General features: G+C 69.9%; 29 protein-coding genes. 15 read left to right on the top strand and 14 right to left on the bottom strand.

Features of this window, described 5'->3' with window-relative positions; all coding sequences use genetic code 11:
• Positions 1–9 precede the first annotated feature (9 nt).
• On the top strand, positions 10–201 hold the full coding sequence (locus tag BIU91_RS03960; protein ID WP_071404303.1) for a hypothetical protein: 192 nt from the start codon (positions 10–12) through the stop codon (positions 199–201).
• A gap of 8 nt (positions 202–209) precedes the next feature.
• On the opposite strand, the gene BIU91_RS03955 is transcribed toward BIU91_RS03960, so the two are convergent.
• Positions 210–425 (bottom strand): hypothetical protein, encoded by a 216-nt coding sequence (locus tag BIU91_RS03955; protein WP_071404302.1) that lies wholly within the window; start codon positions 423–425, stop codon positions 210–212.
• Between the two features lie 87 nt (positions 426–512).
• On the opposite strand from BIU91_RS03955, the gene BIU91_RS18085 reads away from it, so the two are divergent.
• Positions 513–857 carry a DUF2750 domain-containing protein gene (locus BIU91_RS18085; RefSeq protein WP_084740520.1) on the top strand — a complete coding sequence of 115 codons (345 nt, stop codon included), beginning with the start codon at positions 513–515 and terminating at the stop codon, positions 855–857.
• A 29-nt stretch (positions 858–886) separates the two neighbouring features.
• Here the strand turns inward: BIU91_RS18085 and BIU91_RS03950 are convergent, their stop codons facing one another.
• Positions 887–1,105, bottom strand: coding sequence for a hypothetical protein (locus BIU91_RS03950; protein WP_139196626.1), 219 nt, complete (start codon positions 1,103–1,105; stop codon positions 887–889).
• A 160-nt stretch (positions 1,106–1,265) separates the two neighbouring features.
• On the opposite strand from BIU91_RS03950, the gene BIU91_RS03945 reads away from it, so the two are divergent.
• The gene (locus tag BIU91_RS03945) at positions 1,266–1,472 is read left to right on the top strand and encodes a hypothetical protein (RefSeq protein WP_071404300.1); all 207 of its coding nucleotides are present in this window, start codon (positions 1,266–1,268) and stop codon (positions 1,470–1,472) included.
• Between the two features lie 113 nt (positions 1,473–1,585).
• Here BIU91_RS03945 and BIU91_RS03940 read toward each other — a convergent pair whose 3' ends face one another.
• Positions 1,586–2,161, bottom strand: a complete 576-nt coding sequence (locus tag BIU91_RS03940) for a TlpA disulfide reductase family protein (RefSeq protein ID WP_253183682.1) — start codon at positions 2,159–2,161, stop codon at positions 1,586–1,588.
• Between the two features lie 294 nt (positions 2,162–2,455).
• Here BIU91_RS03940 and BIU91_RS18815 point away from each other — a divergent pair, with 294 nt between their 5' ends.
• A complete protein-coding gene (locus BIU91_RS18815; protein WP_171907772.1) occupies positions 2,456–2,623 on the top strand; it encodes a hypothetical protein in 168 nt (55 codons plus the stop codon).
• Between the two features lie 25 nt (positions 2,624–2,648).
• On the opposite strand, the gene BIU91_RS03930 is transcribed toward BIU91_RS18815, so the two are convergent.
• On the bottom strand, positions 2,649–3,839 hold the full coding sequence (locus tag BIU91_RS03930) for an FAD-dependent monooxygenase (protein WP_071404298.1): 1,191 nt from the start codon (positions 3,837–3,839) through the stop codon (positions 2,649–2,651).
• A gap of 55 nt (positions 3,840–3,894) precedes the next feature.
• On the opposite strand from BIU91_RS03930, the gene BIU91_RS03925 reads away from it, so the two are divergent.
• On the top strand, positions 3,895–4,377 hold the full coding sequence (locus BIU91_RS03925; RefSeq protein WP_071404297.1) for a MarR family transcriptional regulator: 483 nt from the start codon (positions 3,895–3,897) through the stop codon (positions 4,375–4,377).
• Positions 4,378–4,607: 230 nt separating this feature from the next.
• On the opposite strand, the gene BIU91_RS03920 is transcribed toward BIU91_RS03925, so the two are convergent.
• Positions 4,608–5,042: a helix-turn-helix domain-containing protein gene (locus BIU91_RS03920; protein WP_309146904.1), complete on the bottom strand. Its 435-nt coding sequence runs from the start codon at positions 5,040–5,042 to the stop codon at positions 4,608–4,610.
• Positions 5,043–5,166: 124 nt separating this feature from the next.
• Here BIU91_RS03920 and BIU91_RS03915 point away from each other — a divergent pair, with 124 nt between their 5' ends.
• Positions 5,167–5,820 carry an NAD(P)H-dependent oxidoreductase gene (locus tag BIU91_RS03915; protein ID WP_071404296.1) on the top strand — a complete coding sequence of 218 codons (654 nt, stop codon included), beginning with the start codon at positions 5,167–5,169 and terminating at the stop codon, positions 5,818–5,820.
• 9 nt (positions 5,821–5,829) lie between these two features.
• Here the strand turns inward: BIU91_RS03915 and BIU91_RS03910 are convergent, their stop codons facing one another.
• Positions 5,830–6,540, bottom strand: a complete 711-nt coding sequence (locus tag BIU91_RS03910) for an SDR family oxidoreductase (protein WP_071404295.1) — start codon at positions 6,538–6,540, stop codon at positions 5,830–5,832.
• 56 nt (positions 6,541–6,596) lie between these two features.
• Between BIU91_RS03910 and BIU91_RS03905 the strand changes: the two genes are divergently transcribed.
• Positions 6,597–6,992 (top strand): MerR family transcriptional regulator, encoded by a 396-nt coding sequence (locus tag BIU91_RS03905; RefSeq protein ID WP_027464801.1) that lies wholly within the window; start codon positions 6,597–6,599, stop codon positions 6,990–6,992.
• 9 nt (positions 6,993–7,001) lie between these two features.
• Here BIU91_RS03905 and BIU91_RS03900 read toward each other — a convergent pair whose 3' ends face one another.
• Both BIU91_RS03900 and BIU91_RS03895 read right to left on the bottom strand, forming a co-directional pair.
• On the bottom strand, positions 7,002–7,376 hold the full coding sequence (locus tag BIU91_RS03900) for a VOC family protein (protein ID WP_071404294.1): 375 nt from the start codon (positions 7,374–7,376) through the stop codon (positions 7,002–7,004).
• A 112-nt stretch (positions 7,377–7,488) separates the two neighbouring features.
• A complete protein-coding gene (locus tag BIU91_RS03895) occupies positions 7,489–8,184 on the bottom strand; it encodes a YafY family protein (protein ID WP_071404293.1) in 696 nt (231 codons plus the stop codon).
• A gap of 99 nt (positions 8,185–8,283) precedes the next feature.
• On the opposite strand from BIU91_RS03895, the gene BIU91_RS03890 reads away from it, so the two are divergent.
• Positions 8,284–8,847, top strand: coding sequence for a hypothetical protein (locus BIU91_RS03890; RefSeq protein WP_071404292.1), 564 nt, complete (start codon positions 8,284–8,286; stop codon positions 8,845–8,847).
• Between the two features lie 96 nt (positions 8,848–8,943).
• Here the strand turns inward: BIU91_RS03890 and BIU91_RS03885 are convergent, their stop codons facing one another.
• From BIU91_RS03885 to BIU91_RS03875, 3 genes are read right to left on the bottom strand one after another with little or no spacing between them, the layout of a single operon-like run.
• Positions 8,944–9,723 (bottom strand): hypothetical protein, encoded by a 780-nt coding sequence (locus BIU91_RS03885; RefSeq protein WP_071404291.1) that lies wholly within the window; start codon positions 9,721–9,723, stop codon positions 8,944–8,946.
• Positions 9,724–9,748: 25 nt separating this feature from the next.
• A complete protein-coding gene (locus tag BIU91_RS03880; RefSeq protein ID WP_083389453.1) occupies positions 9,749–10,288 on the bottom strand; it encodes a sigma-70 family RNA polymerase sigma factor in 540 nt (179 codons plus the stop codon).
• A 42-nt stretch (positions 10,289–10,330) separates the two neighbouring features.
• Positions 10,331–11,215: a helix-turn-helix transcriptional regulator gene (locus BIU91_RS03875; protein ID WP_071404289.1), complete on the bottom strand. Its 885-nt coding sequence runs from the start codon at positions 11,213–11,215 to the stop codon at positions 10,331–10,333.
• Positions 11,216–11,332: 117 nt separating this feature from the next.
• Between BIU91_RS03875 and BIU91_RS03870 the strand changes: the two genes are divergently transcribed.
• The 3 genes from BIU91_RS03870 (at position 11,333) to BIU91_RS03860 (ending at position 14,234) form a co-directional block, all read left to right on the top strand.
• On the top strand, positions 11,333–12,025 hold the full coding sequence (locus tag BIU91_RS03870) for an SDR family NAD(P)-dependent oxidoreductase (protein ID WP_071404288.1): 693 nt from the start codon (positions 11,333–11,335) through the stop codon (positions 12,023–12,025).
• A 185-nt stretch (positions 12,026–12,210) separates the two neighbouring features.
• A complete protein-coding gene (locus BIU91_RS03865; RefSeq protein WP_071404313.1) occupies positions 12,211–13,023 on the top strand; it encodes a mannosyl-3-phosphoglycerate phosphatase in 813 nt (270 codons plus the stop codon).
• Positions 13,020–14,234, top strand: coding sequence for a glycosyl transferase (locus BIU91_RS03860; protein ID WP_027464806.1), 1,215 nt, complete (start codon positions 13,020–13,022; stop codon positions 14,232–14,234). Before BIU91_RS03865 ends, BIU91_RS03860 begins: the two co-directional genes overlap by 4 nt.
• 99 nt (positions 14,235–14,333) lie before the next feature.
• Here the strand turns inward: BIU91_RS03860 and BIU91_RS03855 are convergent, their stop codons facing one another.
• Entirely contained in the window at positions 14,334–15,365 is a 1,032-nt protein-coding gene (locus tag BIU91_RS03855) for an LLM class flavin-dependent oxidoreductase (RefSeq protein ID WP_071404287.1), read from the bottom strand.
• Positions 15,366–15,428: 63 nt separating this feature from the next.
• Complete coding sequence (locus BIU91_RS03850; RefSeq protein WP_071404286.1) at positions 15,429–15,821, bottom strand: VOC family protein; 393 nt, start codon at positions 15,819–15,821, stop codon at positions 15,429–15,431.
• Between the two features lie 70 nt (positions 15,822–15,891).
• Between BIU91_RS03850 and BIU91_RS03845 the strand changes: the two genes are divergently transcribed.
• Both BIU91_RS03845 and BIU91_RS03840 read left to right on the top strand, forming a co-directional pair.
• Positions 15,892–16,758 (top strand): SMP-30/gluconolactonase/LRE family protein, encoded by an 867-nt coding sequence (locus tag BIU91_RS03845; protein ID WP_084740514.1) that lies wholly within the window; start codon positions 15,892–15,894, stop codon positions 16,756–16,758.
• Complete coding sequence (locus BIU91_RS03840; protein ID WP_171907771.1) at positions 16,755–17,354, top strand: hypothetical protein; 600 nt, start codon at positions 16,755–16,757, stop codon at positions 17,352–17,354. Before BIU91_RS03845 ends, BIU91_RS03840 begins: the two co-directional genes overlap by 4 nt.
• A 6-nt stretch (positions 17,355–17,360) precedes the next feature.
• On the opposite strand, the gene BIU91_RS18810 is transcribed toward BIU91_RS03840, so the two are convergent.
• Complete coding sequence (locus BIU91_RS18810; protein ID WP_171907770.1) at positions 17,361–17,510, bottom strand: hypothetical protein; 150 nt, start codon at positions 17,508–17,510, stop codon at positions 17,361–17,363.
• A gap of 224 nt (positions 17,511–17,734) precedes the next feature.
• Here BIU91_RS18810 and BIU91_RS19435 point away from each other — a divergent pair, with 224 nt between their 5' ends.
• Both BIU91_RS19435 and BIU91_RS03830 read left to right on the top strand, forming a co-directional pair.
• A complete protein-coding gene (locus tag BIU91_RS19435; RefSeq protein ID WP_290439501.1) occupies positions 17,735–17,866 on the top strand; it encodes a hypothetical protein in 132 nt (43 codons plus the stop codon).
• 22 nt (positions 17,867–17,888) lie between these two features.
• Positions 17,889–18,806 (top strand): aminoglycoside phosphotransferase family protein, encoded by a 918-nt coding sequence (locus tag BIU91_RS03830; RefSeq protein ID WP_071404283.1) that lies wholly within the window; start codon positions 17,889–17,891, stop codon positions 18,804–18,806.
• Positions 18,807–18,859 lie beyond the last annotated feature (53 nt).

Genomic DNA, 18,859 nt, shown 5'->3' with positions numbered 1-18,859 from the left:
GTTGAGCTGGTGAAGCCCCCGAAGTATCCGCGCCCGTTTGCGTGGTTCATGGTGATCGCAGCCAGTCTTCTGCTCGCGCTCGGACTGCTGAACCTCATCATCAACACCACCCAACCCGGGTCGTGGCTCCTGTTGATCGTGCTCACGCCGTGGCCGCTGTACGCGGGCTTGAAAAGCTTGCGAGACGGCGAAGACCGCTAGCGGGTCGGCTACGGGGAGCTCTGCTTGTCGCTTCGTCGTCGCCACTCCCCGCCGGCATAGGCGAGCGTGTACAGCCCCAGGATGGTGAGTGGTGAGATAGCCAAGAAGACCAACATCGAGTCGACGAGGACCAACAGCGACGCGGCGACGCCGAGAAGAACGACACCGACGAGGACCAGCGCCCACAGCGGCAGGCGTCGGCCCAGCCACTCGCGAGTCGTCATGATGCTCAAGCTACCCGTGGAACCACCCGACCGACGTCCCCATGGGCCATCGGCTACCGGTACGAGGGTCTGCGCTAGTTTTGCTGTGTGACTGTCAGTGCTGCACAGGCGTCGTCGTTCTTTCGTGAGATCGGCAGCAACGGGCCGGTGTGGACGGTCGAAGACAACAACGGTGTGCCGGCACCGAAGGCAGCCGATGGCCGGCGGGCAATGCCGTTCTGGTCTCGGCGGTCGCGCGCGGTGCGCGTCATCGCACAGGTTCCGGCGTACAAGGGCTTTCGACCCCTGGAGATCTCGCGCGTTGACTTCGAGAGCCGATGGCTTCCGGGAATCGAGAAGGACGGACTGAACGCAGGTCTGAACTGGTCGGGACCTCGCGCGACGGGCTACGACCTGACGCCAGAAGAGCTCCGAGCCCAACTGACTGCCTAGCGATCCCGTACGCGGCGATCCTCCGGCTCTCAGCGCCTGAGGAACTCGGCGACGAACGTCCCAGCTGCGATGACGCCTCCGAGAACAAATCCACAGCCGACGAATCGTGTGAGTTCCGGAGTGAACTGCTCTCCCCAGAACTCCCCTTGCACTTTCCGCGCGAAGCGGGCGATCGGCCTCGGGAAGAGTACGAGAACACAGCCCCATATGACGCCGATCACTGCCAGCCCAACCAAGAACATGCCCACCTCGCTGAGCGTAGCGCGGTCGCGCAGCGCAAGCGATGGAAGCAGTACCGCAAGCCGATCGGCTCACGGGAAGTTTCCACCGGCCTCGTCACTGAACGAATGCCGTTGACCGCGAGGCGAGCTGATACCGATCCACGACGGTGACGATAGATTCGCACTCATGACTCCTCGACGCGTCGTACTCGCGACACTGGGCGCGCTGGTCATCGTCATCGGCTTCGTGTTGATGGCCCACTCCGACGGCACGCTCGACCTTCTGGTCGCGTTTCTCGTCATCTTCACCGGGTTCGCTGTAGTCCTGTTCACGACGGCTCGACCGGGCCAAGCGGCTCTCGCCCGCTACTGGGAAAAGTTCGAGAAGAAGTAGCCACGACGCCCGTCACTCCTGCCGGACCGTCAGGCGATACCTCCACGGGGCACCCCGCCGTCCGCGCTCGGCGCACTGACTGGCTCGTTGTTCAGGACTCCGACGTCACGTCGTCACTTGTTGGCTTCGTCGATCAACGTCGTCAACACACTGCGATTGATCGGCCCGAGGATGCGGGCGCTCACCCGGCCCTCCTTGTCGAGAATGATGGTTGCCGGCGTCGAGTTGGGGGCGTTCGTCCCGGAGAACGCGAGTTGCACGGCCGCGTCCTGATCAACGGCGTTGCTGTACGAGACGTCGTGCTCCTTCACGAAGGCACGCGCCGTCGCTGCCGAGTCCCGGACATCGACGCCGAGGAACGACGCCTGGGCGTGCCGATCATCGCTGACGGCTTGGAGGTCCTTCGCCTCGACGCGGCAGGGTGCGCACGACGCGTACCAGAAGTTGAGGACGAGCGCCTTGCCACGGTACTGATCGGCACGGATGACCTTGCCGTCGAGATCATGGGTCTCGAAAGTGACCCGTTCACCACGATCGTTCGCGGCGAACTCCGTGACAGCGCCGTCTCCCGAGATGTAGTTCTGCGTGCCGCCTTCGCGGTACTGCTTCGCGAGGCCGTCGCTGCCTCCCGTGCAGCCGGTGAGCGTCACCGCGACCGCGACCGCGACCGCGACGGCGACGCCGACCAACAGTGCAGGACCCCCGACTCGACGTTGCCTCATTGCGCCAGGGTATGCGCGCTGGCGGCCACTCTGGCGTCCGTCAGCAGATGCCCTACAGAGAGGGCCGAGTCATGAGTTCTGCCACTTCGACGACCGCGTCGTCCGGCATCTCGGGGTAGTAGTTCTCGCGGAGCTGTTCCCCGAAGCGCCGCATGTCCGTCCCCGGAGGCTGATGCGCCTGTTCTGCCGTGAGGGTGTCGAGCCGGTACCGGTGCACGGCGGTGATCGCGCCGGCCAACGGTTCGGCGGTCGGGTGATCGGGTGATCGTCGAAGACGAACGTCGCCGCGCCGACCTGTACGGACTCGTTCCACCGCACGGTGGTGACCTTGTCGCCGCGGATGATCGCTTCGTGGTGCTTCTGGTGGAAGTGGACGGTGCCTGGGGCTGTGTCGGCCATGCATCCAGCTTGCTGGACGTCGCGGAGTGAGTGCGTCCCCTGCCTCGCTGAGGACTCAGCGATCGAGGAGGACCGGCAACTCGCGATCGGTCTCGGCGACCTGGGTGAGCTTCATGGCGACGGGTCGAAGCGGCCGTGACATCAACACCTTGTTGAGGAGCCCGCGGAGCGCGAGAGCGAGTCGGGACTGCGGGTACGCCAGGGCCTTGAGTCCGCGAGGGAGGTCCTGCACATCGTCGACCAGCGGGCGCATCCACTTCTCGTACGCGGTCAGCGCTGCTTCCTGGTCCTGCGTCACGTCGGCGAGCTCCGCGGCAAGGACGTACCCGGCGGTGAGCGCGAGTGAGGCGCCGCCGCCACCCATCGGTGTGACGCACCATCCGGCGTCACCGGCCATCACGACGTGGCCGCGGTGCCAGGTCCGCATCCGGATCTGCTGGAGCTGGTCGATGTAGACGTCCGGGGACGTGTCGAGCGCGTCCAGGACCCGTGGCGCCTCCCACCCGACTCCGTCGTACCTGCGCCGCACCGCCGCCAGCGTCTGCTCACGAGTCAGACCGATGACGTCGTCCCCGGGAGAGTAGGCGAGGATCGCGCGGGTGGTGCCGTACGGGTCGGGTCGCAGGTGGACCTGGCGTCCGCGAACGGCGTTGTGCCACCGCCAACGGTCGTCATCGCTGTCGGTCCGCGGGATGGTCCCGAACACCATGGTGACGTCGAGGTCGCGCTGGTCGACGTCGCTCTCGGCGAAGACCATCGCACGGGTCCGAGACCGCACACCCTCGGCGATGACGAACAGGTCCGCGCTGAGGCGCTGTCCATTCGCGGTAGTCACGGTGACTCCCGCAGCGTCGTCGGCGACGTCCGACACGGTGTCCCCGTAGATGAAGGAGACGCCGGCCGGCAGGTTGTCGAGGATCGTCCGAGCGAGGTCGCCGCGCAGGATCTCGAGTTCCGCGGTCGCACCGCCGGCCCCGTCGGAGGGCAGTTCGGCGGTGACGGCCCCTCGCCCGTCGACGAGCACGGTGCCCGTCTCGGTGGTGTTCCGTGCCTTCACGGCGTCGAACAAGCCCATCTTGCGAAGCACGTCGCGCGCGACGCCTCGAACATCGACGTTCTGTCCGCCGTCACGGAACGCAGCGGCGCGTTCGATGACGGTCACGTCCCATCCGGTCCGGCGGAGCCAGTATGCGGTCGACAGGCCAGCGATACTGGCTCCTGAGATGACAGCGGTGCGGTTTGCCATGGTGTTCCTCCGTTGTGAGCTTTACAATAAAGATACTACACAGTAAAGGAATCCGATGGACGACGTGTTCGAGGCGGAGTGGGATGCGCCCCAGGTCGAGGTGATGGAAGCGCTCCAGAGCTGGGCGGTGGCGTTCGCGGAGCTCAACCAGCTGATGTCCTCCTGGCTCGACCTGCCGACCACAGATGCGAACGCCCTCGGACAGGTGCTCTGGGCCGACTCGTCCGGGGACCCGCTCTCGCCCGCACGGCTCGGGCAGCGGATCGGTATGACCTCCGGCTCCGTGACGGTGCTGCTGAACCGCTTGGAAGCGGCCGGTCTGCTCGCACGCAGCCGTGAGCACACCGACCGGCGCCGGGTGACGCTCCGTCCGACACCGGCGGCACGGGAACGTGCGCGGGCGTTCACGGAGAGGTCGACCGCCGAGATCGCTGCCGCCCTGCAACAGGTGCCTGCAGCGGAGCTCGAGCACCACGCCGCGTTCATCCGCCGCATGGTCGGTGCCGCGACGGACGCCGCGGACCGGCTCCGCAGGTAGCGGCCGTCGATTGCGGGGAGCGGCGTGGATCGGTCGGTCACTCATGGCCGGGGTCCTCGTCTGGGTGCTACCGCCCACGATCGTCCGGATCCGCCGCGCGCGCCGGTCCGTCGAGGAGCACCCGTCAGCGGACCCGGCATGGGAGCCGGAGCCCCTCGCCTCCTGAGCTCGGGTGCCAGCGCTGTTCTTTCCGCTCAGGACCCGACCGGGGGCTGGCGCCAGGGTCGTCGTCATCGATCTGGGGCGTCACCGTCTCCGTCGAAGACCTGCCGGTTGCCGGCGATCACCTGCTGGTGTTCCCGCACCCAGTCGGCGAGGGCGAGGGCCACGTACTGCAGCGACCGTCCGAGGTCGGTGAGCTCGTACTCGACGCGCGGCGGCACCTCGGCGTGGACCGTCCGCGAGACGAGCCCGTCGCGCTCGAGTGCACGCAGCGTCACGGTCAGCATCCGGCGTGAGATGCCGGGGATGACCTCGGAGAGCTCGGTGAACCGCCGCCGCTCGTCACCGAGCACCCCGATCACCAACAGCGTCCACTTGTCGCCCATCCGGGACAGTAGTGACCGGAAGAGTTCCGGGTCCTCGCTCGTGCACAGCTCGGCCATCGTGGGCATCGACTGGTGGAGCCGGGCCTGCAACTGGTCCAGCGCGGTCTGGTCCGTCATGGGGTCTCCCGTGGTTACTGCCGGGTAACAGGGGATCGTTTGCGGTAACGGGAACCCGGCGGGCAGGGTTACTCATCGTAACCGAAGCCCGAGTCGTCGACTCGGGAACGATCGAAGGAGTGTCATGACCCTGTTCCGCCTGGACGCCAGCATCCGCACCGAGGGCTCCACCAGCCGAGCACTCGGCGACATCGTCGAGACCGAGTGGAGTGCCGTGCACGCGGGCGCCGAGGTGACCCGCCGCCACGTCGGCACCGACCCCGTGCCCGCCGACAGCTGGGCCGACGCCGTCGCTGCATCCGCGACGCCCGAGTCCGAGCGCACTGCGGCCCAGGTCGCCGCGGTCGCCCTGGCCGCCGAGCTGACCGACGAGCTCGCCGGTGCCGACGCCCTGCTGTTCGCCGTGCCGCTCTACAACTTCGGCGTCTCGCAGCACTTCAAGTCCTACGTGGACCTCGTGCTGACCGACCCGCGCATGGCACCCGGCGCCGTGCCCGCGACCGCGGGCAAGCCGGCCGTCCTCGTCACGGTGCAGGGTGGCAACTACTCCGCAGGCACACCCCGGGAGGGCTGGGACCACGCCACGGCCTGGATGCGACGCATCCTGGAGGACGTCTGGCAGCTCGACCTCGACGTGGTGACGCGCGAGTTCACGCTCGTCGGGGTGAACCCCGCCCTCGATCAGTTCACGGAGCTGGCCGACGAGCTGCGGGTCCGCGCCGAAGAGCAGGCGGCCCGGCACGGCCGCACGTTGGCGGCCGTGCCGAAGGCTGCGTGAAGCCGACTCCTACGACGCGAGCATCTGCGCCACCACTGCGTACAGCTCCTTGGGGTCCCCGGCGAGCATCTGCTTGATCAACGCGGCCTGCTCGTCCACCACGACCTCGTAGTCGTCACGTTCGACCCCGTCCAGGGTCGCGCGCGCCACGTCCGCCGGGTCGGTCTTGGCCATCGAGATCCCCGCGGTCATGTCGGTGTCTGCCACTCCGAGGTGCACGGACATCACCGCGGTCCCTTGGCCGGCCAGCTCGTGCCGCAACGCGTTGCCCATGTTCCACAGGGCGGCCTTCGACACCGCGTAGGCGGAGGCTCCGGGCATGGCGAGCCAGGAGGCGCCCGAGGCGATGTTCACGATGCTCCCACCGCCGTTCGCCGCCAGGACGGGTGCGAACGCGCGGATCACGGACAGGGTGCCCCAGACGTTCGTGTCCATGTCGGCGTGGGCTGCGTCCAGATCGCCCAGCAGGGTCGCCGTGGTCGCGATCCCGGCGTTGTTGATCAGGAGATCGACGTCGGTCGCGACCGCGGCGGCGGCTGCGACGGACGCGGGGGAGGTGATGTCGAGGGCGAGGCGCTCGACGCCCTCGAGGTCGATCAGTTCGGGGCGTCGGGCGGTGGCGTAGACCTTCGCCCCGCGGGCGATCAGCTGTGCGGCGAGGTGGCGTCCGATACCGCGGTTCGTGCCGGTGACGAGGGCGGTGGCTCCAGAGAGGTTCATGCTCGCTACGCTAAAACCTGACGTCAACGTGAGAATCAAGCCCGAGGGACAGAACGATGCGGATCGGTGAACTCGCAGAACGGGCCGGCGTCAGCGTCCGGTCACTGCGGTACTACGAGGAGCAGGGGCTCCTTGAGTCGGAGCGGACCACGGGCGGACACCGGGAGTACCGCGAGCCCGATGTCGCGCGGGTGCGCTTCATGCAGATGCTCTACGCGGCGGGCATGCCGAGTCGTCGGATCGTCGAGATCCTGCCCTTCCTCGACACCGGGGTCGCGACGCGGACGATGCTCGACCACTTCGACGAGGAGAGCGATCGCATCCGACGCCAGATCGAGGCCCTCGGTGCCACCCATGACCGCCTCGCGCGGCTCCGCGACATCGCGGCGGAGTCCGTCGCGGGGCGGCCGCCGGAGGAGTGCCGCTCGTCGGCGAACGCCGCCGCCGCCTGAGCACCCCGACTAGCTGGCGGCGGGCCTGCTGAACAGGTTGACGACGTTGCCGTCCGGGTCGCGGACCAGTGCGGAGCGGTTGCCCCACGGCATCGTGGTCGGCTCCAGGACGACGTCGTCGCTGCCGAGCTGCAGTCCGGCGAAGTCGCCGTCGACGTCGGCGACCTCGAACTCGATGAGCACGGAACGGTTCGTGGCCGGCGTCAGCGCGCCGCTGAGCATGGCGACCGTGGCGGTGCTGGCGATCGCGAGGGTCCCGCCTGGACCGCTGAACTGCGCGAAGACCGGTGCGGGGCGCTCGGCCGGCTGGCCGGTGACCCGTTCGTAGAAGGCGACCATGCCCTCGAGGTCGTCGGTGATGATGCGGACGGATGCGAACGACATGGGGTTCCTCACGGTGGTGCTGCTGACTCGGAGCGACCAGCTTCACCGGCCGCCGCGACACCGTCCTGTCGGTGTTTCCGGAAACCGACCGCGTTTCCGGAAACCGACCGCGCTAGTCGTCGAGGACCGGCCGGAGCCGTCCGTACTGGATCGCGAGGTCCTCGAATCGCAGGACGCGCTGGGCCGGCCGCTCGTCGGTGACCTCGACTGACAACATCCGGTCGCCGCGGAACGCCCGCACCCCGTCGCGGGTCCTGCACCAGGCGATCAGGTACCACTGACCGTCCTTCCCGATCGACCCCAGCGGTTCGACGTCGCGGACGGACTCCGCTCCGCCGGCATCCCGGTACCGGAGCCGCACCACTCGATCCGCACGCAGGGCAGCCGCGAACTCGGCCGGGGCGACCGTGTCCTCGTCGTCCTCCAGGAAGTGCACCCGGGACGCCAGTGCGCTGGCTCGTGCGGCGTCGCCGGCGGGCATCACCGCGAGCGTCTTCCTGGCCGCGGTCTGCGCCGCCTGCCGGAACGGACTGCGCCCCAGCGAGCCGAGCCCGATCAGCACCGCGAGGGCCTCGTCCGGCGTGAAACCCGCCGGGCCGAGCGTCGCGGACGCGTCGATGACGTACCCGCCGGTCCGGCCGGGCTCCGCCCAGATGGGCAGACCCGCCTGCTGCAACGCGGAGATGTCCCGTTCGATGGTCCGGACCGACACCTCGAACCGCTCCGCGAGACGACGCGCGCTCCGCGGTTGCGGGGCGACGGCGCGCAACTCCTCCACGAGGCCGTAGAGCCGATCGGTGCGATTCACCTCGCCATCTTCGCTGTCGCCCCGACGTTCCGTCAGATCCACGCCGTCTCGTCTGCCACGTGCTCGTGGGGCTCGCGTCCGTCGGCCTAGGCTGCGGGGGTGTCCGCAGCCCTGACCGTCGAACTCCTCCGGACGTTCGGTGTTGCTCTCGAACCCGGGTTGTCCGATCGGGAACTGGCCCGGGCCGAGCGTCGGTACGGCGTTCGGTTCGGCGCGGACCACCGAGCCCTGCTCTCCCTCGCGCTGCCGAGCGGGGACGGGTGGTTCGACTGGCGCGCTCGGAACGACGAGCGACTGCGGCGAGCGATCCGGTGGCCGGTCGAGGGCGCCCTGTTCGACGTCCGCCACGACGCCTTCTGGCCCGGGTCGTGGGGCGAGCGACCCGGCGACGAGTCGCAGCGTCTCGAGGTGGCTGAGCGGCACCTGCGGCAGTGGCCGCAGCTGGTGCCGTTGTACTCGCACCGCTACCTGCCTGCCGCGCCGCTCGGTAGCGGGGCGCCGGTCTTCTCGGTCTACCAGACGGACGTGGTCATCTACGGCGATGATCTCGTCGACTACGTCAAGCGGGAGTTCCGGCCGGATCGTACCGAGTGGGAGACCAGCGTCGGGATGCACGACCTGGAGCCGTGGACGCTGCTCGCCTTCGGCGAGGACGTGCCCTGAACGCACCGAGCGGATCGGACTGCCGGCGGTCCTGAACGCGACGGCTGACGGACTGGAGGCACGGTGCCAGCTGGCACCGTGCCTCCAGTCCGTCGGTCAGTCCGTCCAGGTCTGCTGGACGAGCGCTTTCAGGAGGCCGTCGGTCGGGACGTTCGACTGCGTGATCGAGATCCAGGTGTCGCCGCGCACGAAGAACGTGTGCGTCGTCTCCACCTGATCCGAGTAGTACATCGACGTCTCGGTGTGCTGGCACGAACGTCCACCGAGCGTGTCGGTGCAGGTCCAGTCCTTGTCGGCGACGACGCGGAGGCGAGCCTGCAGGACGTCACGATCTGCCGTGCCCATCTCGAGGAACAGCTCCTCGTCGCCCTCGGAAGTACCGCCCGGTGTCCAGGCACAGACCAGCTCCGCGTCCTCCTTGAACGGGATCTCGGGGTCGATGTAGTAGTCGGTCCTGCCGCCCGGTACCTGGGGGCGGAACTGGGTGATCTCCAGCGAACCGAACAAGCGCGGAGCATCGGCGGCCGGCACGGCATCGGTGCACGCCCCGGGGATCGTCGCCGTGGTGTCAGCCGGCGCGGGGGTCGGCGTGATGCGGGCCGCGGACGGGGACGGTGACCCGGTCGGTGTCGGTGTCGGCGGTGCAGAGGACGGCGCGGGTGCAGGTGCTGCGGCGAAGGGCGTCGGAACGAGTCCGAGCGCCACCGAACCGCTCGCGGTGCCGATGCCGAGCACGCCGATCAACGCCACGATGAGGCCGACGCGACGGCGTGCGGAGGCCGGGCGCGGCTTGTCGTGCATGCCCCTGACGACCTGCTGCCGCATGCCGGCGAGCATCCGCTGCATCTCGTCGCCACCGGGCGGCTCGTTGCTCATCGGGGACCCGTGGTCGGTTCGTCGTTCATCGTTCATCGTTCGTCACCGCCTTCTTGATCCGTGCACGGGACCGCCACACGCGCTGGGTGACGGCGCCGACGCTCATGCCGAGCAGGTCGGCGGCCTCGGCGTAGGAGCGGCCCTCGATGAGGCAGAGCTCGCACACCTGGCGATCGAGTGGTGCGAGCGCGTCGATCTCGGCGCGGACCCACCGCAGTCGCTCGCGGGCGTCGTCGTCCGGCTCGGGCGCGGCGAGCTCGTCGGGCAGGTCGACACCCTCGTGCCGCCGCTGCTGTCGCCGCAGGTTCGCGGCGTGGTTCCGGCACACGACGAGCAGCCACGGCAGGAGTGACTCCCCGGGGACCTCCACGGTGTCGGCTTTCTGCCACAGGGTCAGGAACGCGTCCTGCACGATCTCCTCGACGTCCATGCGCCGCGTGACCAGTGCCCACGTGTAGCGGGTCATGGTCTCGGCGTGACGGTCGAACAACGCGGTGACCGCACTGCGGTCGCCGCGCGCTGCTGCCGCCACGAGCGCGCTGTCCGGCTCGGCTGATCGGTTCATGTCCACCCCCTTCACTCCGCAGTGTGCACGGAGGGGACATCCTCACAGATCGGTCGCCACCGGGCGTGTCGCGACCGGGGCCGCCGCTGCGCGGACGGCGCGCACCCGCAGGAAGTCGAGCTTGTCGGCGTCGGGGCCGCACTCGGGCGTGGAGTAGACGACGAGCTTGATGTCGGAGTCGGGAACGGTGACGACGTCGCAGTCCAGGACCACGTCACCCACGATCGGGTTGTGGACCGTCTTCACGAGCGACTGGTGCGCCGCGGCTCGTCCTTCCTCCCAGTACCCGGCGAAGCGTTCGCTCTCGGTCCGGAGCCGGACGATGAACGCGCGGAACGCCGGGTCGCCGCCGAGGCTTCCGGCGGTGCGCCGGAGGTCGGCGACGAGCGCCCGCTCGAACGGTTCCGGTCCACCGTGCGCCGTCGCGATCTCGGCGACGCTGTTGTCGAGGAACGTCTGCACGATCAGGTTCTGTTCGGGGGCCTTGCGCACCGACGGCGCGTCGAAGAGTGCCTGCCAGAGCGGCGTGGAGTGCAGCAGTGTCCAGTCGGCGGCGAACACGGCGAGCGGCAGGTCACCCATGCGGACCAGCATGCGCTGGACTCCGGGCGGGATGTGGCGGGACACCACACCAGCCCGGGGAGACGCCAGACCGGCGGCACGGTGGAACAGGTCCGTCTCGGCGCGGTCGAGCTGGAGCGCACGAGCGAGTGCCTGGACGACCTGGGCCGAGGGCGTGCGGGAGCGGCCCTGCTCGAGCCGCATCACGTAGTCGGCGCTGACACCGGCGAGCTGCGCGAGTTCCTCACGGCGGAGTCCCGCCGTCCTGCGTCGACCGTACGACTCCATCCCGACGTCCTCGGGGGTCAGCCGCCCCCGCCACGATCGGAGGAGATCGCCGAGGGCTTCGACCTGGTCTGCGGACACCCGACCATTCTCCGCGTGTGGACCCGCCGCTGGGTAGGACTGTCCTTCCGTGGCTGGAGATCCGGCAGCGCCGCACGCTGGTCACCTCACCACCAGCAACGAGCTCGAAGGAACACCATGACGAACACCCTCATCACCGGCGGCAACAAGGGCATCGGCCGGGAGACCGCGCGACGGCTGATCGCCGCCGGGCACACCGTGTGGATCGGCGCCCGCGACACCGATCGCGGTCGGCGAGCCGCTGACGAACTCGGCGCCTCGTTCGTGCAGCTCGATGTCACGGACGACGCTTCCGTCGCCGCGGCCGCCGCGACGATCGGTGACCAGGCAGGGCACCTCGACGTGCTGATCAACAACGCCGGCATCCTCGGGGACGTCACCGCACCCGAGGACATGACCGTCGACCAGCTCCGCGACGTCTACGAGACGAACGTCTTCGGGGTCGTCCGTGTGACGAACGCGTTCCTACCGGTCCTCCGGCGGTCCGCTGCGCCCTCGGTGATCAACGTGACGAGCGGCCTCGGGTCGTTCACGATGATCCACGACCCCGAACGCGTGGAGTCGCAGTACCCCCTCGCGGCGTACGGGTCGTCGAAGACCGCGGTCACGATGCTGACGATGCAGTACGCGAAGACGACGCCGGACGTCCGCTTCAACGCGGTGGACCCCGGCCAGACCGCGACCGAGTTCACCGGGAACCTCGGGCACAGCGTCGAGGAGGGCGCCGACGCGGCCGTCCGGGTCGCGACCCTCGGCGCGGACACGCCGACCGGCACCGTCACGGATCGCGAGGGCACCCTGCCCTGGTGACCGCGCGGCGGTCCCCACGCCGTGACGGACTGGAGGCGCGGTGCCAGCTGACACGGCGCCTCCAGTCCGTCCGCTGGTCGCGTCGCGCGACCGACGCCGGCTTGTTCACCCAACCGACGCATGCGCGTGGCAGGGTGGTCCGGGGCATCGTCGCCCGCAGCCCAGCCAGCCGCCAGCGGAGCACGATGCCAACACCCGACCTGATGATCGTCACGGACCTCGACGGGACGTTCCTCGACCACCACGACTACTCGTTCGACGCGGCCCTGCCGATGCTGGAACAGCTGCGGGCGGACGACGTCCCCGTGGCGTTCTGCAGCAGCAAGACGCGTGCCGAGATCACGGCGCTGCAGGCACGCACCGGGCTCGACGGACACGCGTTCGTGGCGGAGAACGGCGCGGTCGTCGTCGGGCCGGCGGGCGACGTGCTGGTCGGACCGGTCGCCGGCGACCTCGAGCGGCTGCACGCGGAACTCGCCCGCGTCCGCCAGTCACTGGAGCTGCGGTTCGAGACCTTCGGCGGCGTGACCGACGCGGTCGTCGCCGCGTGGACCGGCCTCGACCTCGAAGCGGCCGGACGAGCGCAGCAGCGCGAGGCGTCCGAGGTCCTGCTCTGGCACGCCGAGGACGACGATCGGGCGGACGCGTTCCGCGCGGCGCTCGCCGCGGTCGGCCTCGACCTGGTGCGCGGCGGCCGGTTCTGGCACGTGCTGCCGGCCGGCCGCGACAAGGGCGCGGCCGTCCGGACGCTGATCGCCGACCACGAGCGTCGGACGGGCTCGGTCCCGCGCACGATCGGACTCGGTGACGGCCCGAACGACACCGCGCTGCTCGACGTCGTCGACTTCGCCGTCGTGGTCCGCGGACACGGCCCGGCACCCGGACCACTCGCCGACGACCGCCCCGAGCGCGTCCACCGCACGACCGCCCCCGGCCCGCAGGGCTGGACCGAGGGCCTCACCCGGTTCACCACCCCGTCCGTCAGGAGCCACCGATGAGCGACTTCCACCAGAACGGCGTCATCACGACGTTCCACGACCTCGGTCGCCGCAGCACCGCGAGTCTCGAAGAGGACCTGCGGGGCTTCGCCGAGAAGCGCCCGATGAGCCTGATCCTGCCGGCGCTGTACTCCGAGCTCGAGCGTCCGGCACTGTCGCGGATCGTCGACGAGCTGGCCGAGGCCGACTGGCTCAGCGAGATCGTGATCGGGCTGGACCGCGCCGACCGCTCGCAGTTCGAGCACGCCCGCGAGTTCTTCTCGCGGCTGCCGCAGCGGCACCGGATCCTGTGGAACGACGGGCCGCGACTGCGCGAGCTCGACGCCGAACTGGAGCGCGCGGGCCTGGCGCCGGGGGAGCCCGGCAAGGGCCGGAACGTCTGGTACTGCACCGGGTACGCCCTGGCGTCGGAGCGGGCGGACTGCATCGCCCTGCACGACTGCGACATCACCACCTACGAGCGGGGCATGCTCGCGCGGCTGTTCTACCCGGTCGCGAACCCCGCGTTCGACTACGAGTTCTCGAAGGGCTACTACGCCCGCGTCGCCGACGGTCGGATCAACGGCCGCGCCGCACGGCTGCTCGTCGGGCCGCTGCTCCGCTCGCTCCGCCAGGTCTACGGGGAGTCCGAGTACCTGGAGTACCTCAGCAGCTTCCGGTACCCGCTGTCCGGCGAGTTCGCGATGCGTGCCCACGTGCTGAACGGGCTGAAGATCCCCGGCGACTGGGGACTCGAGATCGGCATGCTCTCCGAGGTCTACCGCGACTACGCGACACGGCAGGTGTGCCAGGTGGAGATCGCCGACGCGTACGACCACAAGCACCAGCCCCTCGCCGAGGCCGACGGCACCGGCGGCCTCGCCCGGATGGGCAACGACATCGTCCAGTCGCTGCTCCGGAAGCTCGCGACGATGGGCGTCCCGCTCACGTCCGACTCGTTCCGGGTGCTCAAGGCGACGTACTACCGGAACGCACTCGACATCGTCGAGGTCTACCGGCACGAAGCCGAGATGAGCGGGCTCGCGTTCGACCAGCACGCCGAGGAAGCCGCGGTGGAGCTCTTCACCAAGGCGATCCTCGACGCCGGCGGCGCCTTCACGGCGCGGCCGAACGACAAGCCGTTCATCCCGAGCTGGAGCCGGGTGCGCTCAGCGGTGCCGGACGTGCTCGACCGGCTGCGGGACGCGGTGGAGGCGGACCAGCAGGACTGACCCGGCCCAGAGCGCGCGCCCTGGGCGCGAGTCGACTGCGGACGGGAGGCACGGTGCCAGCTGGCCCCGTGCCTCCCGTCCGTCGGTCTGGCGCCGTTCTCAGGCCGCGCGCTTCGGCGCCCAGCCGAGTTCCGGACCAAGCCGTTCGGCGATGTCCGTGATGATCTGCGCGTAGTCGTCGGGCTCGAACGAGAACGGGAGCGCGAAGGCGACCTCGGTGACCGCCTGGTAGCCGACGTCGGCACGGAGCCGGTCCGCGATCTCGGCCGACGTGCCCACCAGGTCGGCGGCGAAGAGCATCCCGGCGGGGCCCTGCGGGACGCCGACGCGACCCGAGCGGCTGTCGACGTAGGCACGGTAGCGGGCCACTTGCTCGGCGGTCGCGGTGTCGGTCGGGATGACGACCAGGCCCTGCGAGACGCGGGCGGCAGCGGGGTCGGGGTGGACGTCGAGGTAGGCGTCGATCTGGGCGCGCTGGTTCGTGGCGAAGTCGGTGCCGTTCTCACTGCGGGTGACGCTCGAGGTGAGCAGGTGGAAGCCGTTCTCACCCGCCCACACGGCCGACTTCGTGCTGCCGGTGCCGTACCAGATCCGGTCGGCCAGACCGGCGCTGTGCGGCTGGACGGTGCTCGCGAACTCCTCGATGCCACGCCGTTCGACGGTCTCGGTCGCCGTCACCGGGTCACCGCGCACCAGGTCGCGGAAGCGCAGGAGCCGGTCGTTGCCGAGGTCCTCGTGCTCCAGGGTGTCGGGGTAGATCGCGTCGCGGTACAGGTCGAAGTTCATCGGCGTGCCGACCGAGAACCCGGGGGTCAGACGGCCGCCGAGCAGGACGTCGACCGTGCTGAGGTCCTCCGCCAGGCGGAACGGGTTCTCGGCGCCGAGCGGGGTGACGGCGGTGCCGAGGTCGATACGGGAGGTGCGCTGCGAGGCCGCCGCCATCACCGCGACGGGGGAGGAGATGCCGTGCTGCAGGTGCCGGTGGCGCAGCCAGGCGCTGTCGAAGCCCAGGGCCTCGGCGCGCTCGATCACGCGCAGGGTGTCCTCGTGGCCCTCGGACGGTCGGGCGGGGTCGAACGACCCGATCGTCAGGAAGCCGAGCCGGTGCAGGGGAGTTCCGTCGAGGGGCATGGGTCGATCGTGCCAGATGCGTCGTCCGTTGCGGCTGTCGATGACCGTCGTGCAGCCGCCGGGTCAGTCGCCGCTCTCCTTGATCAGCGCTTCGACGTTGTTGCCGTCCGGGTCGGACACGAACGCGGCGTACGCGTTGTACTCCGGCCAGTAGCGCGGCTCGTGCCGGGAAGCCCCGCCGGCGGCGACGGCTTCGCGGTGGAAGGCGTCGACCTCGCTCCGTGATCCGGCCTCGAACGCCAGGTGGAGTCTGCGCGTCGTCGCCTCGGGGGTCCGGGCGGTCTCGAGCGAGACGCTCGGGGTGTCGTCCCCGTGCTGCCAGAACTCGGCGACGGCGTCCGTGCGGTAGCCCGCTCCGATGCCGAGGGGCGCGAGGGCGGCGGTGTAGAACGCGTCGCTCGCGGCGAAGTCGCTGGCGAAGACGCCCAGGTGGTGGATGAGATGACGACCCGGCATGGGACGACCCTAGGCCGCAGTCACGGCATCTGTCCGGGCAGCTTCCCGGTCCCGCTGGCAGGCTGGATCCGTGCACATCACCCTGGACTCCGCGACCGACATCGTCATCTCCGGCATCCGTTTCCCGGAGGGGAACCGCTGGCACGACGGACGGCTCTGGTACTCGGACATGCACACGGGCCAGGTCTTCTCGGTCGACCTGTCCTCGACCGACGGCCCCCGGCTCGAGGCCACCGTCGATGGGCAGTCGTCGGGGCTCGGATGGCTCGCCGACGGGCGGTTGATCGTCAGCTCGATGGAGTCCCGCACGGTCGTCGCCGTCGACCCGGACGGCAGCACCTCGGTGTTCGCCGACCTGTCCACGATCGAGTCGTCGCTCGTGAACGACCTGGTCGTCGACGCCCAGCCCGGCCGGACCTACATCGGTGCCTTCGGCTACGACCTGTACGCGGGCGAGGAACTGCGCCCCGGCCCGCTCTACGTGATCGACCCCGACGGCTCCGTCCGCCTGGCCGCCGAGGGCCTGGTGTTCCCCAACAGCGCCAACATCCTGCCCGGCACCCGGACGCTGGTGGTGAGCGAGACGTGGGCCGGCCGGCTCACCGCGTTCGACATCGAGGACGACGGTTCGCTGACCGGGCGGCGCGAGTGGGCAGCCCTGCCCGGCGGTGTGACCCCGGACGGCAGCACCGTCGACCGTGACGGCGCGATCTGGGTCTGCTCGGTCGACACGGGGGAGTTCCTGCGGGTCGTCGAGGGTGGCGAGGTGACGGACCGTATCGACGCACCCGGGGACTGCGCGATCGACTGTGCGCTCGGTGGCGAGGACGGCCGCACCCTCTACCTGGCGACCGCCGACAGCTACGACCCGGCCGTGACGGCGACGACGCGCGCCGGTCGGATCAGTTCGGTGCGGGTCGAGGTGCCGGGGTGGTGAACCCGAGCGACCTCGCCGAGGCGACGCGTCGTGCCGAGTACCTGGTCGAGCACGGGCCGACGGTGGTCGTCATGTCGCAGCAGGCGGGGTTCGCCTGCATGTCGATCCTGTGGGCGTTCATCAGCGTTCCCTCCGTGCTCCGCACGGACTCGGTGATCTGGTTCCTGTTCGCCCTGGCCGGAGCGGTCGTGAACGTGACCGCATGGGTCCGTGCTCGACGCCACCGCAGGCTGCTGCCGTACCTCGTCGAGACGCCGGAACAGCCGCTCGGCGCGCTCACCCCGGCGGACCGCAAGTCCGTGACCCGACAGGTCAGCGGTCAGGCACCGGTGCCGCCGGAGGCCGTGCCGCTCGTACGGGCGATGCTCGCGTGGCAGCGTCGGTCCACCCGGACCTCGGCCCCGACCCTGATCGGCACCGGGCTGAGCCTGTTGGGACTCGGCGGCGCCGCGGCCACGACGTTCGGTTGGGGTTTGGCGTTCCTGGTGTTCATCGCCGTCGTCGTGGTGTTCGTCACGGTCGCGTCGGTGATCGGCGTGCGTCGAAGCCGCCGGGTGTTGGCCGAGCTCGATCGGGCAGGCGCGCCCGTCTCCTGAACCGGGTCAGTCGCTCGGCTGCGCTCCCGGCCCGAGCGCGACCACCGTGCCGAGGAACCGTTCCGGTTCCTTGTCGACCTCGTCGAAGCGGACCGGGTCGGCAGGGGAGATCGGGATCACGCCGGACACTCCGAGGTCGGTCCTGAACCAGACCATCGGTGCAGGCGTCCGACCTGCCCGGGCATCGGGGAGCGCTGCATCAGCCAGCTGCGGCCACAGAGCTTCTTGCTGTGCGGAGACACGCATCGTCGTCGCACTGATCGTCAGGATTCGCACACGTCATCATGCGCTCCCGACGACCGGTCGGGGCAGCCGCGTCGTCGACCTGGTGGTGCTGGTCGTTCTCCTCGCGCCCGTCAGCGTGGTGCGGGGAGGTCGTGATGGACAGTCCGGGTCGGTGGGCGGCGATCGGGTGTGCCGTGCTCCTGCTCATCGTCGGCGCGGCGATCTGGGGCATCGTGTCGGTCGCTGCCGCATCCCGCGCTGCGAACAGCGTTCCGCGCGACGGTTGATCGGAGCGGCCATGCTGGTCCCATGTCGGACGAGGTGGTCGAGCAGGAGTGGTTCCGAGTCGTCCTGCGCTCCGTCGGCGGATCGGTCGACCGGATCGAACGGCTACCCGGCGGGGCGGTGAACCACACCTACCGGGTGGACCGTGCGGGTGCTGCTCCGGTCGTGCTGCGTTTCCCGGTTGACCCGCTCCGGCAGGACGAGTACCCCGTCGAGTCGTGGGCCGCACGAAGCGCGAGCCGTGTCGGCATCCCGGTCCCCGAACCGCTCGCCCACGGGTCGGAGGGCGGTGTCCCCTTCTCGGTGTCGGAGTACGTCGCACCTGACCCACGACCGATCGACCGCCCGTGGCGGTGGCTCGGTCGCTCCGCGCGAGCCGTCGCCATGATCCCGCTCGTCGATGCGCCTTGGTCGTTGTTCACGCGGTTCGGCGACGACCTCCGGCTCGCCTGGACGGCGCACCTCGACTACAACCTCGATGCGCTCGGCGACGACGATCCGCTGCTCCGTGACGGTGCCTACGCGTCGCCGGACCGGTTGCGTGATCGTCTTGCTCCGCTGTCGGAGGCACAGTTCGAGTTCGGGCTGGCCCACGGCGATCTCGCACCTCGCAACCTGATCTCCCGCGGTCCGGGCCAGCGGCCGGTGCTCATCGACTGGGGCGCCGCGGAGACCGGGCCGGCACCGTGGACGGATGCCCGCCGGGTGTTCACGTGGACGTTCATCGACGGGTCCGTCGCCCGCGCGGACCACGACGATTTCATGACGGCTGCCGGACTCACGTCGGACGACGACCACCGGCGGCTCGCGTCGATGACTGCGCTGCACCTGCTCGACGTCACACGGTGGGCGCGTGACCGGCGACCGGACCTGTACGACGAGTACCTCGGACGCTGCCGCAGCGGACTCGAGCGCATCGAGGAGATCGTCGGACCGGCCTAGCCCACGCGGCCCCGACCCCGAGCGCGTCCGCTCGGTGCGAGGTTGCACACGTG

This window comes from Curtobacterium sp. MMLR14_002 (genome assembly GCF_001864975.1).
In the GTDB taxonomy this organism is placed as follows: Bacteria; Actinomycetota; Actinomycetes; order Actinomycetales; family Microbacteriaceae; genus Curtobacterium; species Curtobacterium flaccumfaciens.
This window is presented reverse-complemented; position numbering and strand designations above follow the sequence as displayed.

Excerpts from the sequence above, each read along its gene's own strand:
- BIU91_RS03850 (WP_071404286.1), bottom strand. The coding sequence starts at position 15,821 with ATGCCGGGTCGTCATCTCATCCACCACCTGGGCGTCTTCGCCAGCGAC.
- BIU91_RS03885 (WP_071404291.1), bottom strand. The coding sequence starts at position 9,723 with ATGAGCAACGAGCCGCCCGGTGGCGACGAGATGCAGCGGATGCTCGCC.
- BIU91_RS03910 (WP_071404295.1), bottom strand. The coding sequence starts at position 6,540 with ATGAACCTCTCTGGAGCCACCGCCCTCGTCACCGGCACGAACCGCGGT.
- BIU91_RS19435 (WP_290439501.1), top strand. The coding sequence starts at position 17,735 with ATGGACAGTCCGGGTCGGTGGGCGGCGATCGGGTGTGCCGTGCTCCTG.
- BIU91_RS03860 (WP_027464806.1), top strand. The coding sequence starts at position 13,020 with ATGAGCGACTTCCACCAGAACGGCGTCATCACGACGTTCCACGACCTC.
- BIU91_RS03880 (WP_083389453.1), bottom strand. The coding sequence starts at position 10,288 with ATGAACCGATCAGCCGAGCCGGACAGCGCGCTCGTGGCGGCAGCAGCG.
- BIU91_RS03830 (WP_071404283.1), top strand. The coding sequence starts at position 17,889 with ATGTCGGACGAGGTGGTCGAGCAGGAGTGGTTCCGAGTCGTCCTGCGC.
- BIU91_RS03905 (WP_027464801.1), top strand. The coding sequence starts at position 6,597 with ATGCGGATCGGTGAACTCGCAGAACGGGCCGGCGTCAGCGTCCGGTCA.
- BIU91_RS03870 (WP_071404288.1), top strand. The coding sequence starts at position 11,333 with ATGACGAACACCCTCATCACCGGCGGCAACAAGGGCATCGGCCGGGAG.
- BIU91_RS03900 (WP_071404294.1), bottom strand. The coding sequence starts at position 7,376 with ATGTCGTTCGCATCCGTCCGCATCATCACCGACGACCTCGAGGGCATG.
- BIU91_RS03930 (WP_071404298.1), bottom strand. The coding sequence starts at position 3,839 with ATGGCAAACCGCACCGCTGTCATCTCAGGAGCCAGTATCGCTGGCCTG.
- BIU91_RS18810 (WP_171907770.1), bottom strand. The coding sequence starts at position 17,510 with ATGGTCTGGTTCAGGACCGACCTCGGAGTGTCCGGCGTGATCCCGATC.
- BIU91_RS03865 (WP_071404313.1), top strand. The coding sequence starts at position 12,211 with ATGCCAACACCCGACCTGATGATCGTCACGGACCTCGACGGGACGTTC.
- BIU91_RS03925 (WP_071404297.1), top strand. The coding sequence starts at position 3,895 with ATGGACGACGTGTTCGAGGCGGAGTGGGATGCGCCCCAGGTCGAGGTG.
- BIU91_RS03855 (WP_071404287.1), bottom strand. The coding sequence starts at position 15,365 with ATGCCCCTCGACGGAACTCCCCTGCACCGGCTCGGCTTCCTGACGATC.
- BIU91_RS03955 (WP_071404302.1), bottom strand. The coding sequence starts at position 425 with ATGACGACTCGCGAGTGGCTGGGCCGACGCCTGCCGCTGTGGGCGCTG.
- BIU91_RS03920 (WP_309146904.1), bottom strand. The coding sequence starts at position 5,042 with ATGACGGACCAGACCGCGCTGGACCAGTTGCAGGCCCGGCTCCACCAG.
- BIU91_RS03915 (WP_071404296.1), top strand. The coding sequence starts at position 5,167 with ATGACCCTGTTCCGCCTGGACGCCAGCATCCGCACCGAGGGCTCCACC.
- BIU91_RS03945 (WP_071404300.1), top strand. The coding sequence starts at position 1,266 with ATGACTCCTCGACGCGTCGTACTCGCGACACTGGGCGCGCTGGTCATC.